Source organism: Georgenia sp. TF02-10 (genome assembly GCF_022759505.1).
GTDB lineage: Bacteria > Actinomycetota > Actinomycetes > Actinomycetales > Actinomycetaceae > TF02-10.
Map to the genome: position 1 here is coordinate 3,907,006 of NZ_CP094289.1, position 13,628 is coordinate 3,920,633.

Sequence of the window (13,628 nt, forward strand, 5' to 3'; positions counted from 1 at the left end):
ACCCTCGTGCGAGGTCTGACGAGGAGGTGGCAGTGGCGGACGACAGCGACCTGGCCCGGCAGGCGGCCGACCCGGCGACGCCGCTCACCACGCTGCAGCACCTCGCCCAGCACCACCCCGAGCTCCGCCCGGCCATCGCGGCGAACCCTTCGACCTACCCGGCGCTGCTGGAGTGGCTCGGCGACCTCGGCGTGCCCGAGGTCGACGCCGCGCTGGCCGCGCGCCGGGCCCCGCAGGGATCGGTCACGGTCGAGCGCATCCCCACCGCGGAGCGGCTGCGCCGGCAGGCCGAGGCCGGGCGTGCCCAGCGTGGCCGGCCGGTCTCCCGGGGCGCGTCGCCTGCGGCCGGGTCTGTGGCGGCCGGGACGACGGCGGCCCAGCCAGCCTCGGCGCAGCAGACCTCGGCCCCGCCGACGGCGGCCGGCACTGACTCGGCGCAGCCGGCACCGTCCGTGGCCCCGGCCGGGGCGACGCCAGGACAAGGCGTTGCGGCCACGTCAGGTAGCGAAGCTGCCGCCGAGCCCGACGGCGAACCGGCCACCCGCACAGATTCAGGACCGCACGCCGCCCAGCCAGGGCCGGCCGCCACCGAGCTTGACGCCGGACCGCCGTCCAGTGCCTCATCGGCCACTGCCCGGCCCGAGCGGGCCCAGCCCGAGAGCGGCCGACCCGGCCGACCTCCGGTGTTCACCCCGGCCACCCCGCGGTCCGAACGGCCGACGGCGGCACGGCCGACGGAGTCCCCCACCGAGGTCTTCCGCGCGGTGCAGGCCGGCGATCGCGCCGACGCCGCACCAGCCGACGCCGCATCCGGCGACGCACCGACCACCACCTCGCCGACCCGCACGTCGGCGGCTGCCGCAGCCGCGGCGACCCCGCGGTGGGCCGGGGTGCGCCGGGAGCCGGCCGCACCGACGTCGGCCGCGCCCACGACCGTCGGCGCGGCGGTCGGCGCGAGCGCCCGCCAGGCCACCGCCCCCGCCGCCAACGCCCCCGCCGCCAACACCCCCGGCGCCCCCACCGCCGACGCCCCCACCCGCGACGCCCCAACCGGCCCGACCGGCAACGGGCCCGGACGGCGGGCCCTCCTCGCGCTGCTCGCCGTCGTCGGGGTGCTGGTGCTGGTCATCGTGGTGTGGGCGCTGACCGACCGGACCGCCGACGACCCCACCGCCACCCCGACGGGCGACGCGCAGGGCACCACCAAGGCTGCGCCCGAGACCGGCGCCGCCGAGGAGCCGGCCGACCCGGCCGCCGCCCTCGCCGCCCTTCCCGAGTCGTCCAGCTGCTCGGACCCGGCCGCGGACGCCGCGGTGCTCACCGGGTTCGCCGGCCAGGCCGCCGAGGGCGGCCAGTGGGCGGACCCGGCCGACGGCCAGCGGGTCATCGACGCCCTCACCGGCCTGCAGCAGAGCTGCTCCCCGGTGCACGCGGTGGCCGTCAGCGACGCCGCCGCCGCCGACCCGGGCGCGCCGGAGGCGCTGCGCACGACGCTGACCACCACCACCGACTGGGTGGAGCTCGCCCGGCCGGCACCGCCGGGCGCCGAGGAGCGCACCAGCTTCGCCACCCCGTCGGGCAACATCGCCTGCACCCTCGGCGGGACGACGTCGTGCACGATCTCCGACGTCGGCTTCGAGCCGCCGGCGGGCTGCACCGGCTCCGTCACGCTCGTCGTCGGGCTGGTCGACGAGGCGCGGGCCGACTGCGCCGCGCCGGCGGCCACCGGGGACGGCACCCTGGAGTACGGCCAGGCCGCCACCGCCGGCCGCTTCGCATGCACGAGCGAGGAGAGCGGCGTGACCTGCTGGAGCACCCTCACCGGCCGAGGCTTCTCGGTCGCGCGGGCCGGGATCGAGACCTTCTAGGCCTGCCGGGCTCAGCTGGTGCTCGGCCCGCTCGGCTGGTGCTCGGTCCGCTTGGCTGGTGCTCCGCCGGCTCGCGCGGCCCCGCCCCTAGGCTCCGCCCGCCGACGACGCCTGGCCCGCCCAGGCTCGCAGCCCCTCGACGACGGCCGCGGCGTAGCGCGTCCGGCCCTCCGGGCTCTCGGTGAGCGCGGCCTCCTCGGGGTTACGCATCTCGGCGAGCTCGAGCAGCACCGCCGGCCGCTGGGAGTGGTTCAGCGTGGCCATGTCCGGCCGTTCGCTGAGCGCCCCGGGGTAGAGGGACGACGGCGGGAACCCGGCCGCGGCGAGCGCGTCCAGGAGGGCGGCGGCGAGCTCGCGGGAGGGCGTGCCCTGGGCGTCGTGCACCGGCGGGGCGGCCACGATGGCGAAGTAGCCGCGCGGCTCCGGGCTGGGCGAGCCGTTGGCGTGCAGCGAGACGAGGACGTCCGCCCCGGCCTCTTGCGCGGCGCGGCCGCGGGCGTCCACGCACGGCCCGACGCCGTCGTCGGTGGTCCGGGTCAGGGTGACCTGGGCGCCGTCGGCCTCGAGCAGGTCCCGGGCGCGCAGCGCGACGTCGAGGGTGAAGGCGTGCTCCGGGTAGCCGCCCACCGTTGCGGTGCCGACGGTGTTGCAGGGCTTGGTCCCACCCCGACCGTCGTCGACGGGCGCGGCGATCTCGGCCGCGGCGGCGGCGTTGCCGCCGTTGTGGCCAGGGTCGAGCACGACGTGCAGGCCGGCCAGCGGCGGTGCCGGCGTGGTCGGCGCCGGCTCGGCCGCGGGCGACGGCGTCGCGGCGGGGGCCGGCTGCTCCCTGCCCGGCGCGGGGAGCGTGACCGGCCGGGCGCCCAGCACGAGCCCGGCGACGGCGACGGCGAGGACCGCGACGACGGCGAGCACCCGCCCGGGCCACCAGCGGCGCGCGGCGGGCGGGGCGGGAGGGGGCACGGCGCCCATCCTCGCACCCGCACCCGACGCCCCCCGGCGGGGCCGGCCGCCGTCGTCCGGTGCCGTGCCTGCCGGGTGCCATCACCGCCAGGCCCCGGGCCGGGCCCGGGCGCCGTCGTCAGAGACGGAGGACGAGCGCCTCGCGGTCGAAGCGCCTGACGAGCACGGTCACCACCACGATGTCGAGGACCACGACGATCGCGGCCAGCGCGAGCGCGAACCGCACGTCGAAGAGCGCGACGCCCGTGACCTGCCCGATCACGAGGGCGACGAGCGGGAGCACCAGGAACGCGGCGACCGACTGCGCCGACTGCACGGTCCTGGCGTGCAGCGACGCGCCGACGACCAGCCCCACGACGAGGAACGCGACCGCCGGCGCGAGCAGCACGGCGAGCACGGCCCAGGACGCCGTCGGGAGGATGGCGCCGCCGAACAGGCCGCTGCCGAGGGTGTTGACGACCACGGCGTACAGCACGAACGCGAACCACGTGAGCACGATCGACGGCAGGAAGGACGCGACGATCTTCGCGGGCACGAGCTCGCGGGCGCGCAGCGGGCTGTACAGCAGCCCCTCGAGCGTGCGGCGCTCGCGCTCCCCGGCGAAGCTCTGGCTCGCGGCAGTAACCGACGCCGCGACCGGGATGAGCAGGAACATCGGGGCGAAGAAGTAGACGAGCAGCGCGTAGACGGTGGTCTGCGTCTCGTCGTAGCCGGCCGGCACGACCCCGTCGGGCAGGTTGTCGAGGAACGCGTCCATGCCGTTGACCGCCCCCGTGACGGCGGGGTTGCCGCCGAGCACGATGAGCAGCGCCGGCAGGACGCCCACGAGGACGAGCGGGAGGACCACGACCGGCACGACCGCCTGCGGATTCCGCAGCAGCTCCTTCCAGTCCTTGACGACGACGGCCGCGATCCGCTGCCGGCTCACCGTGCGTCCTCCTCGATCGCGTCGAAGTAGAGGTCCTCGAGACCGCGCTCCCGCCTGGCCACGCCGAGCACCGGCACGTCGGCCGCGACGAGCGCGCGGACGACGGCGGGCGCGGCGTCCGCGGCCTCTGCGGCCTCCGCGGCCTCCGCGGCACCTGCGGCCTCGACGCGCGCGAGGATCCGGGCGGAGGACCGGCCGCTCCCCTTCTCCGCCCCGGTCGTCGTGCCGGGCACGGCGCGGACGATCGCGTCAACCGCCCGCGCCAGGTCAGCGGGGGGCACGTCCACCTCGATCTCGGTCTGCGGCCAGCGCGCCGCGATGACCTCGGCGACAGCGCCGTGCACCAGGACCTGCCCGCGGTCGATGATCGCGACGTCGTTGCAGATCGGCTGGATCCCCTCGAGCTGGTGGGTGCACACCATGATCCCGATGCCCGAGGAGTCACGGAGCCCGACGAGGATCGCGTAGAGGTCGCGGACCGATCCCGGGTCCAGCCCCGCCGTCGGCTCGTCCAGCAGCAGGACCTCCGGCCGCGCGAGGATCGCGCGGGCGAGCGCGACCCGCTGGCGCAGCCCCTTGCTCAGCGTGCTGAGCCGGGAACTGCGGCGGTCGCCGATCGAGAAGAGCTCGAGCAGCTCGTCGACCCGCCTCGCGCGGTCCTGCGGGCCGAGGCCGTACAGCCGTCCCCACAGGTCGAGGTTGTCGTGCACGGTGAGCTGCTCGTACAGGGCGCCGTCGCTCTGTACCCCGAAGGCCGACCGCAGCCGGTCGGCGTTGGCCGGCGTCAGCCGCTCGCCGAGCACCTCGACGTGGCCGGCGTCCGGTCGGACCAGGCCGGTCATCGTGCGCACGCTCGTGGTCTTGCCCGCGCCGTTCGGCCCGAGGAGCGCGAGCAGGCGGCCCTGCGCGATCTGCAGCGAGACGCCGTCGAGCACCGTCCGGTCCTCGATCCGCTTCGTTACGCCGACCATGGCCACGAGCGGCTGGTCGGTCGCCGGCAGAGCGGTGCGGCTTCGCGACAGAGGCCGTCCGGGCCGGTGGACTTGATCAGGGCGGTCGAGGGTGGCGTCAGGCACGTCGCGATGTCTCTCCGGTGGGTGGCGTCGGAACTCCCATCATCGGGCGACTCCTACCCCTGGCCGGTCAGCGACGCGCACCCGCGCAACACCCACAACGGTGCGCCCTGTCCACCCACAAGGAGATCCCACTGTCTGTTGACAGCGCAGCCGGTAACCCTCACCGGTGAGGAGCCAGTAGTCCTCGCCTGTGAGGAGCCGGCAGTCAAGCGGGCACACGGAACGTCGGCTCGGCGCGCCCCCGGCGTCCCGGGGACGCGCCGAGCCGGTGCGCGGTGCGGCCAGCAGCACCGCGCGAGATGAGCCCGTCCGATCCCCCGGCGGGCGGGCCCATCAGTCTCTCAGTACTTGTACCCCGGCCAGCAGAGCGCGCACTGGGTGCCCTCGGCCTTGGCGCTCGAGGGTGCGGCGGTCATCCCGAGCATCGCGAGGGCGAGCAGGGCACTGGCGCCAATCTTCTTCAGCATGATCTCTCCTTGGTCCGGTTCGGGGCCGGGCTGGCCACCCGTCCCGATCATCTCGAAGCCCGGGTTGTGCAGACCCGCGCCACCGTGGCCGCTTCGTGCCATGGCAGGAAGTCCCCCTTGTGGATAAACGGACGGCGGGCAGTCTGGTGAGGCCGAGATGCCAAGCGGAGGGAGTTGGTGAGCAGCGGCGGCTACGCCCTAGCATCGGACCAGGCGCAGATCAGGAGGGTCATGTTCGAACCACTGGGCCTGGATGACCGCGCCGTGGAGGTCTACCTGGCGCTGCTCGCCGCACCGGGAATCCCGCTCGAACGGTTGGCCGCGCGCACCAGCACCGATCCCCTCGAGCTCCACCGCTACCTCCAGCTGCTCGAAGAGAAGCAGCTCCTGCGCCGCTCCCACACCGACCCCCGGGAGCTGCGCACCGAGTCACCCGAGGTCGCCTTCGAGCGGCTCGTCGGGCGGCGGGAGGCCGAGCTCCACCGGACGCAGGAGGCCCTCAGCGCGGCCCGGGCCCGGGCCGCCGAGCTCATTGAGCAGTACCACCGCACCATCCAGAACACGCGCCTCGGGCAGATCGAGCACATCGTCGACACCGACGCGATCGTCGCCCGCCTGCTCGAGCTGAGCCAGAACGCTGCTCGCAACATCGACTCCATGCTGACCAAGGCCCCCACGCGGCACATGCTCGACCAGGCGAAGGTGGACGAGGGCATCGTGGCTGCCCGCGGGGTGCGGGTGCGGTCGCTCTTCCCGGCGGCCGCTCGCCATGCCGACGGGGTGATGGAGTACGCGGAATGGCTAACCAGGCAGGGGGGTGCGGCCCGAACCGTGCCCAGCATCCCCAATCGCGTGCTGGTCTACGACGGCGAGGTCGCCGTCGTCATGTTCGATCCCGCCAACCCCGACCAGGGCGCGATCGTGCTCAGCGCACCCGGGGCTGTGGCGTCCCTGCACGCTATGTTCAGGCTGCTCTGGGACACCGGGATCGACCTGGTCGCCCCGCAAGAGACCGAGTTGCGCCCCGAGGAGCGGGAGCTGCTCCGGCTCCTCGCCCGCGGCATGAAGGACGAGGCGGCGGCCCGCATGCTCGGGCTCTCCATCCGGACCGTCCGACGTCTGCTGACGACCCTCAGCGAGCGGCTGGACGCACCCAGCCGGTTCACGCTCGGTGTCCGGGCCGCAGAACGCGGCTGGCTGTGATCCGGTGTTAGTCGTGGGTCAGCCGATGGGTTAGCCGGGCGTTCGCCGGCGGCGACGACAGGCCGGAAGATGACCAGCCGTTGGCCAAGGCCATCCACCCCGGCCATCTGCCGGCATCACCAGCAGTTGGCGTCACCAGAAGAACGGGATGCGCCGGTCCTCCGCGCCGAGCAGGGTCTCCAGCGCCAGCAGGATGCCCGCCGTCCCGGAGACGAGGTCGACCGGGGCCGTCCCGCCGTCGTCCAGGGACGCCGTCGACGCGCTGTCCGCACCGGTCGGCAGGCCGAGCCGCTCCAGGTGCGGGTGCAGGATCGTCCGCCGCCGCTCCGGGGTGTCCCACGGCGTCCGGCGGAGGTACCACAGGGCGACGGCGGTGCCGGCCCGCCCGTCGAAGAGCCCGGGCGCCTCGGGGACCTGCACCTCGCAGGCGAGGGTGATCCAGTCCAGCGCCTCAGCCAGCCAGGGCGCCGAGAGGTGCTCGCGGGCCTCGCGCAGGACCATCGCCAGCCCCGCGCTGCCCGGGCCGAGGACCGGCCGGTCCCACCACTGGCCGGCGTTCTCCGATGTCCCGGTCTCCAACGTCCCCGGCGGGCCCCAGCCCAGCCGGTCGAGATCCTGGCGCAGGGCCCTCTCGACGGCGGGCAGGAGCGTCTCGTCCTCGGTGAGGTCGACGAGCCCGAGGAGGAACAGGGCAGCGCCCGTGCCACCGTCGAGAACGCCCGCGCCGGACGGCTCGTCCTCGAGACGGTCGACGAGCTCGGCGGCGAGCTCGGCCAGCCGGGCCATGAGGCACGTCTCGTCGGGGATGGGGCTGCGTTCGAGCAGGGCGAGGCCGAGACCGGCCAGCCCGCGGGTGACCGAGACGTCGAGGTCGGCCAGCGGGGCCTGGGCCACGCGGTCCCAGATCCGGGCGGCCTGCGCCGACCGGCCCAGCTTGTCCAGGGTGAGCGCGACGCCGCTGAGGCCGTCGAACAGGCCGGGGCCGGCGTCGAGCCGCTCTGCCGCGGCGCTGAACCAGTCCACGAGCGGCTCCGGCACCTGCGCGCCCACGTCCGCGAGCGCGTAGAGGACGCCGGCGGCGCCCCGGCCGAAGGTGACGGCGTCGGGCCCGCCCGGGCCGGGGAAGAGACGCTCGGGATCCTGCGGGGTGGCCGCGGCGAGGATGCCGGCGACCATCCGGTCCTTGAGGAGCTGGTAGTCGGCGCCGGGGTCGGGGAGCATGAGGTCCTCGGCCGGCTGTGACGGCGCGGGGCCGGGCGAGGCGAGGGTGCGGACCGGGGCAAGGGCCGGGCCGTCCGGCGCGGGCCGGAGCGGCTCGGTGACGAGCAGCTCCAGCACCGCGCCAGACCTGATCTCGGACGCCGCCTCCAGGGAGGACAGGTCGGCTCGTGCCAGTGCCAGCGCTGGTGCGACGCGGTGCGGCTCGGCCGGTTGCACTCTCGCCCTGTCCATAGCGACCCCTCCTGGGTGTCCGGATCGTCGCCCCCGGAACCCTCCATCCGGGGGCGACGTCTCGAACGTAGGCGGCCGGGATCGGCCGGGGCCAGCATTACGGCTGGCCGGAACGTGCCATGTCCGGTTCCGGCCACGGGAGGTCCGGGGGGCGCCTGGTGGATCGCGGGCTCAGGTGAGGCGTGGAGCGGGCGCCGGACGCCGTCGCCACGGGGGCTCAGCCTGCGCCGGCCGCCGTCGGCGCGGCCTGCGTCAGCCCCAGACCAGCCCCTGGGCGGGGTCCTGTAGCACGCGGGCGACGTCGGCGAGGACCATGCACCCCAGCGCGCCGTCCACGAGGCGGTGGTCGAAGGAGAGCGCCAGCTGGGCGACGTGCCGAGGCTTGACCTGGTCGTGGTGCACCCAGGGGCGTTTGGCGATCGTGCCGACGGCGAGGATCGCCGACTCCCCCGGGTTGAGGATCGGGGTGCCGGCGTCGGTGCCGAACATCCCGATGTTGGTGATGGTCACGGTGCCGTCGGCCATGGCGGCCGGCGGGGTACGGCCGGCGCGGGCGGTGCTGACCAGGTCGCCGAGGGCGGCGGCCAGCTCGCGGAGGTTCAGCCGGTGGGCGTCCTTGATGTTGGGGACCAGGAGGCCGCGGGGGGTCTCCGCCGCGATGCCGAGGTTGACGTAGTGCTTGTAGACGATCTCCTTGGCGTCGTCGTCCCAGCTGGCGTTGACCTCGGGGTGGCGGCGGATGGCCAGCAGGAACGCCTTCATCACCACGAGCAGCGGGGTCACGTGCACGCCGGCGAACTCCCGGTCGGACCGCAGCCGCTCGACGAGCCGCACGGTCCGGGTCACGTCCACGGTCTGGAAGACCGTCACGTGCGGGGCGGTGAAGGCCGAGGCGACCATGGCCTCGGCGGTCCGCCGGCGCACCGCCTTGGCGGGGACCCGGGTCTGGCGGCCGTCGGCCGAGACGGTGCCGCCGGCCAGCCACGGCCGCTCCTCGTCGGCGGTGGTCGGCGTGCCCGGCTCGACGGCCGCCTCGGCGCCCGGTCGGAAGGCCTCGACGTCCTCCCGGGTGACCAGCCCGCCCGGCCCGGTGCCGACGACGGCCTCGAGGTCCACGCCCAGGTCCTTGGCGAGCTTGCGCACCGGCGGCTTGGCCAGGGCCCGGGCAGGCGCCGGGGCCGCGGGCGCGGGAGCTGCGGGCGCGGGGGATGCCGCCGGCGATGCGGCCGGAGCCGGGGCTGCGGCCTGGGGCGCCGGCACCGGGGCTCCGGCCGAGGGCGCGGCCGGGGCAGGCGCTCCGGCCGGTGCGGGGCCTCCGGGTCGACGGCGGCGCCGGGCGGCAGCACCGGGCCGGGTGCCGTAGCCGACGAGCACGCTGCCGGAGGAGTCGGGCGCCGTCGCCGCCTGCCCCTGGCCGGCTGACGCCCCCTCACCCGCCGCGCCTGCCGCGGCCGCCGTCTCGGCCGCGACCTCGCCCACCTCGGCCACCACCTGGGCGGCCTCGCCGGCCGCGGCCTCGCCCGCCGAGGCCTCGCCGGGCCCGCCCGGCGCCGCCTGGCCGCGCTGGCCGTTCGCGGCCGGCTCGCTGCCCGCCGCGCCCCGCGCCCCGCCGTCGTCCGACGGCGCCCCGCCCGGGTCGACGTCGATGACGATGATCGGCGAGCCGACCGGGACGGTGGCGCCCTCGGGGGCCACCAGCTCGTGCACGACCCCGGCGAACGGGCTCGGGAGCTCCACCACGGACTTCGCCGTCTCGATCTCGCAGAGCTGCTGGTCGACCTCGACCGTGTCGCCCACGGCGACCGACCAGGCGACGATGTCGGCCTCGGTCAGGCCCTCGCCGACGTCGGGGAGGCGGAACTGCTGGTAGCTGGGCACACGGGCTCCTTCTCGCTCATCGGGCGCCCGGCCCGCCCGCCGGGGCACGCCGGGCTGTCGTGACGTCAGTACGCCAGGCTGCGGTCGACGGCGTCCAGCACGCGGTCGAGCCCGGGCAGGTACTCCTCCTCGTGCACCGCCGCCGGGTAGGGGGTGTGGAACCCGCCCACCCGGAGCACCGGGGCCTGGAGCAGGTAGAAGCAGCGCTCGCTGATCCGCGCGGCGAGCTCCGCGCCCGGGCCGAAGAAGACCGGTGCCTCGTGGACGACGACGAGCCGGCCGGTGCGGGCGACGGACGCGGCGACGGCGTCGACGTCGAGCGGGGAGACCGAGCGCAGGTCGATGACCTCCACGCTGGTGCCCTCCCCGGCGGCCACCTCCGCGGCGGTCAGGACGGTCTTCACGGTGGGGCCGTAGCCGACCACGGTGACGTCCTCGCCGGGTCGGACCGTGCGGGCCGCGTGCAGCCCGGTGGTCACCGCGCGCTCGTCGAGGTCGACGGCGGCGGTCAGGTCCACCTCGCCCTTGTCCCAGTACCGGGACTTCGGCTCGAGGAAGATGACCGGGTCGGGGGCGGCGATCGCCTGCTGGATCATGGCGTAGCCGTCCGCCGCGGTGGCCGGCGTGACGATCCGCAGGCCGGCGGTGTGCGCGAACAGCGCCTCGGGGGACTCGCTGTGGTGCTCCACCGCGCCGATCCCGCCGCCGAACGGCATCCGGATGACGACCGGCAGGCTCAGGTAGCCGTTGGAGCGGTAGGTGAGCTTGGCGAGCTGGGAGGTGATCTGGTCGAAGCCGGGGAAGACGAACCCGTCGAACTGGATCTCGCACACCGGCCGGTACCCGGCCATGGCCAGCCCGATCGCGGTGCCGATGATCCCGGACTCGGCCAGCGGGGTGTCCACCACCCGGGCCGGGCCGAAGTCCTTGTGCAGGTCGGCGGTGACCCGGAAGACCCCGCCGAGGGGGCCGATGTCCTCCCCCATGAGCATGACCTTCTCGTCGTGCTCCATGGCCCGGCGGAGCCCGGCGTTGATCGCCCGGGCCAGCGGCATCGCGCTCACTGGTCCGCCTCCGCGAAGGAGGCCTCGAACGCGGCCTGCTCGGCGCGCTCGGCGTCGATGAGGGGGTGCGCGGCGGTGTAGACGTGGTCGAACATCGCCGAGTGCGGGGGCGGCTCCAGACCCCGGGCGAAGGCGCGGACCTCCGCGACGAGGGCGGCGGCGTCGTCGTCCACGCCCGCGACGAACGCCTCGTCCGCCAGGCCCTCCGCCTCCAGGTGGGCCCGCAGCCGGGTGATCGGGTCCCGGGTGCGCCACAGGTCCTCCTCGGCCCGGTCCCGGTAGCGGGTGGGGTCGTCGGAGGTGGTGTGCGCGCCCATCCGGTAGGTGACGGCCTCGATGAAGGTCGGCCCGCCGCCGGACCGGGCCCGCTCCAGCGCCTCGGTGGCGACGGCGTAGCAGGCCAGCACGTCGTTGCCGTCCACCCGCACCGACGGCATGCCGAACCCGCCGCCGCGAGAGGCGAGCGGGACCCGGCTCTGGGTGGTGGACGGCACGGAGATGGCCCACTGGTTGTTCTGGCAGAAGAAGACCACCGGGGCGTTCGTGGAGGCGGCGAAGACCAGGGCCTCGTTGGTGTCCCCCTGGGAGGTGGCGCCGTCGCCGAAGTAGGCGACGACGGCCCGGTCCCGCGCCGGGTCCCCGGTGCCGACGTCGCCGTCGCGCTGGACGCCCATGGCGTAGCCGACGGCGTGCAGGGTGTGGGCGCCGATGACGAAGGTGTAGATGTGGAAGTTGTGCGTGCGGGGGTCCCAGCCGCCGTGCCGGGTGCCGCGGAAGACCGGCAGCAGCTCGCGCAGGTCCAGCCCCCGCACCTGGGCGACGCCGTGCTCCCGGTAGGAGGGGAAGACGAAGTCCCGCGGGCGCAGGGCGTGGGCGGAGCCGACCTGGGCGCCCTCCTGCCCCTGGCACGGCGGCCACAGGCCGAGCTCGCCCTGGCGCTGCAGAGCGGTGGCGGCGGTGTCGAAGGCGCGCGTGAGGACCATGTCGCGGTACATCGTCCGCAGCTGGTCGGTGGTCAGTCCTGCCGCGAGCGGTCCGTAGAGCGGGTGATCGTGTCGCCTGCCTTGCGGATCCAGGAGCTGGACCTGCGGGCCGGGTGCGGCCTCGGGTCCGACGATCGCGGTGAGCGGTTCGGTCACGCAACCTCCTCGGCGACGGTGCCTCGTTCCGGGCACGCTACCTCACCTGTCGACGCCGTGCCCGCGGTTCCTGGTGGGTTCCGCGGGCGCGGCGCGGTCCGGACCGCCGGGGGTGGTGGCGGCCGCGAACCTACGCCAGCGTAGGCTACGGCTGCGTAGGTACAGGTTTGCCGGATCCTCCAAGTTTGGGATGGCTGGGATGGCAGAGCTGGCAAAATCTTGTCCGGTGTCTACAGATGGCTGGCGCGCAGGGCCCGAGTGCGGGCGTCCGGGCGGTACGGCCGCCCCCGAGGCCGCGCCGCCGGTCTGTGGGGCACCGAGAATGGCAAAACGGTTGTGATCAACAACCGTTACTAAGGCGGTCGTAAGTAGGTCGACTCCGGCGGCCTTTTCTGCCATAATGGTTCTATGCGCGACAACGACGGCCGGAAGCTGGACCACGCCACCTTGGAGCAGATGCGGTTCCGCGCGGTGGACGCGGTAGAGGCCGGGGCCCACCCGGAAGATGTCGCGAAGATGCTGGGGATGCACGCGAAAACGGTGTACGGGTGGTTGGCCAGAGCGCGTGAGGGTGGCCGGGATGCGTTGAAGGCCAAACCGGTCCCGGGTCGGCCACCAAAGCTGGACGGAAGCCAGCTGCGCCGGCTTTACACACTGATCGTCGGGACCAACCCGCGCCAGCTCCAGTTCGACTTCGAGCTGTGGACCCGGGCGATGGTGCGTGAGGTGATCCGGCGCGAGTTCGGGGTGCACCTGTCGGAGGTGTCCGTGGGCCGGTTGCTCAGGAAGCTCGGCCTGTCGCCCCAGCGCCCGCTGTGGCGGGCCTGGCAGGCCGACCCCGAGGCGGTGGAGCGGTGGAAGGCGGAGGAGTTCCCCGCGATCCGGGCGGCGGCCAAGGCCGAGGGCGCGACGGTGTACTTCGCGGACGAGGCCGGCATCCGCTCGGACTACCACGCCGGGACCACCTGGGCCCCGGTCGGGCGCACCCCGGTGGTCAAGGCCACCGGGGCCCGGCACTCCCTGAACATGATCTCCGCGCTCACCCCCGCCGGAAAGCTGCGGTTCGCCACCTACACCGGCTCCTTCACCGCCGACCAGTTCATCAGCTTCTGCAAGAAGCTGCTCGCCGACACCGGCCGCGACGGCGGCGGCGGGGTGTACCTGGTCGTCGACGGTCACTCCACCCACAAGGCCAAGAAGGTCAAGGAGTTCATCGCCTCCACCGACGGCCGGCTGAAGGTGTTCATCCTGCCCGCCTACTCACCACAGCTCAACCCCGACGAGTGGGTCTGGAAGAACGTCAAGCACGACCGCGTCGGGCGCACCGCCCCACGCACCGCCGAGGAGTTCAAGAGCAACGTCATCGCCGCGCTCCACCGCCTCCAGAAACTACCGCACCTGGTACGCGGGTTCTTCGCCGATCCAGATCTCCGCTACATCACCGCATAACGGACCGGAGTCGACTTACTTACGTTCTCCTTAGTATGCCAGTTTCGATGCGCAGCCAGGGCCGGAGCCGCCGGGAGGTCCCCGGGGAGGAGCCCCGGCCGGAGCACCGAGGCAGTCGAGCGTCAGCCGCGCCTGCGTCCG

General features: G+C 74.6%; 11 protein-coding genes. 3 read left to right on the top strand and 8 right to left on the bottom strand.

Annotated features, from left to right (window positions below):
• Positions 1-32 precede the first annotated feature (32 nt).
• Complete coding sequence (locus tag MF406_RS17790) at positions 33-1,868, top strand: hypothetical protein (protein WP_242895929.1); 1,836 nt, start codon at positions 33-35, stop codon at positions 1,866-1,868.
• A gap of 87 nt (positions 1,869-1,955) precedes the next feature.
• Here the strand turns inward: MF406_RS17790 and MF406_RS17795 are convergent, their stop codons facing one another.
• The 4 genes from MF406_RS17795 to MF406_RS18795 all read right to left on the bottom strand — a co-directional run bounded on the left by MF406_RS17795 (position 1,956) and on the right by MF406_RS18795 (position 5,302).
• Positions 1,956-2,831, bottom strand: coding sequence for an N-acetylmuramoyl-L-alanine amidase (locus tag MF406_RS17795; RefSeq protein ID WP_242895930.1), 876 nt, complete (start codon positions 2,829-2,831; stop codon positions 1,956-1,958).
• 118 nt (positions 2,832-2,949) lie between these two features.
• Entirely contained in the window at positions 2,950-3,759 is an 810-nt protein-coding gene (locus tag MF406_RS17800) for an ABC transporter permease subunit (protein ID WP_242895931.1), read from the bottom strand.
• Complete coding sequence (locus MF406_RS17805) at positions 3,756-4,730, bottom strand: ABC transporter ATP-binding protein (protein WP_242895932.1); 975 nt, start codon at positions 4,728-4,730, stop codon at positions 3,756-3,758. The genes MF406_RS17800 and MF406_RS17805 overlap by 4 nt, the downstream gene beginning before the upstream one ends.
• Before the next feature lie 446 nt (positions 4,731-5,176).
• Positions 5,177-5,302 (bottom strand): hypothetical protein, encoded by a 126-nt coding sequence (locus MF406_RS18795; RefSeq protein WP_256463913.1) that lies wholly within the window; start codon positions 5,300-5,302, stop codon positions 5,177-5,179.
• Positions 5,303-5,533: 231 nt separating this feature from the next.
• Between MF406_RS18795 and MF406_RS17810 the strand changes: the two genes are divergently transcribed.
• Positions 5,534-6,505: a helix-turn-helix domain-containing protein gene (locus MF406_RS17810; protein WP_242895933.1), complete on the top strand. Its 972-nt coding sequence runs from the start codon at positions 5,534-5,536 to the stop codon at positions 6,503-6,505.
• A 132-nt stretch (positions 6,506-6,637) separates the two neighbouring features.
• On the opposite strand, the gene MF406_RS17815 is transcribed toward MF406_RS17810, so the two are convergent.
• From MF406_RS17815 to pdhA, 4 genes are all read right to left on the bottom strand, one after another.
• Positions 6,638-7,957 carry a lanthionine synthetase C family protein gene (locus MF406_RS17815; protein ID WP_242895934.1) on the bottom strand — a complete coding sequence of 440 codons (1,320 nt, stop codon included), beginning with the start codon at positions 7,955-7,957 and terminating at the stop codon, positions 6,638-6,640.
• Positions 7,958-8,209: 252 nt separating this feature from the next.
• Positions 8,210-9,835 carry a dihydrolipoamide acetyltransferase family protein gene (locus MF406_RS17820; RefSeq protein ID WP_242895935.1) on the bottom strand — a complete coding sequence of 542 codons (1,626 nt, stop codon included), beginning with the start codon at positions 9,833-9,835 and terminating at the stop codon, positions 8,210-8,212.
• Between the two features lie 65 nt (positions 9,836-9,900).
• Positions 9,901-10,890 (bottom strand): alpha-ketoacid dehydrogenase subunit beta, encoded by a 990-nt coding sequence (locus MF406_RS17825; RefSeq protein ID WP_242897872.1) that lies wholly within the window; start codon positions 10,888-10,890, stop codon positions 9,901-9,903.
• A 5-nt stretch (positions 10,891-10,895) separates the two neighbouring features.
• Positions 10,896-12,038 (bottom strand): pyruvate dehydrogenase (acetyl-transferring) E1 component subunit alpha, encoded by a 1,143-nt coding sequence (gene pdhA, locus MF406_RS17830; RefSeq protein ID WP_242895936.1) that lies wholly within the window; start codon positions 12,036-12,038, stop codon positions 10,896-10,898.
• A 408-nt stretch (positions 12,039-12,446) separates the two neighbouring features.
• On the opposite strand from pdhA, the gene MF406_RS17835 reads away from it, so the two are divergent.
• Positions 12,447-13,487 carry an IS630 family transposase gene (locus MF406_RS17835; protein ID WP_242892089.1) on the top strand — a complete coding sequence of 347 codons (1,041 nt, stop codon included), beginning with the start codon at positions 12,447-12,449 and terminating at the stop codon, positions 13,485-13,487.
• Positions 13,488-13,628: the final 141 nt, after the last annotated feature.

What these genes read in the sequence shown, in the direction of transcription:
- MF406_RS17805 (WP_242895932.1), bottom strand. Translation starts at nt 4,730, where the DNA reads ATGGTCGGCGTAACGAAGCGGATCGAGGACCGGACGGTGCTCGACGGC.
- MF406_RS18795 (WP_256463913.1), bottom strand. Translation starts at nt 5,302, where the DNA reads ATGCTGAAGAAGATTGGCGCCAGTGCCCTGCTCGCCCTCGCGATGCTC.
- MF406_RS17810 (WP_242895933.1), top strand. Translation starts at nt 5,534, where the DNA reads ATGTTCGAACCACTGGGCCTGGATGACCGCGCCGTGGAGGTCTACCTG.
- MF406_RS17815 (WP_242895934.1), bottom strand. Translation starts at nt 7,957, where the DNA reads ATGGACAGGGCGAGAGTGCAACCGGCCGAGCCGCACCGCGTCGCACCA.
- MF406_RS17825 (WP_242897872.1), bottom strand. Translation starts at nt 10,890, where the DNA reads ATGCCGCTGGCCCGGGCGATCAACGCCGGGCTCCGCCGGGCCATGGAG.
- MF406_RS17835 (WP_242892089.1), top strand. Translation starts at nt 12,447, where the DNA reads ATGCGCGACAACGACGGCCGGAAGCTGGACCACGCCACCTTGGAGCAG.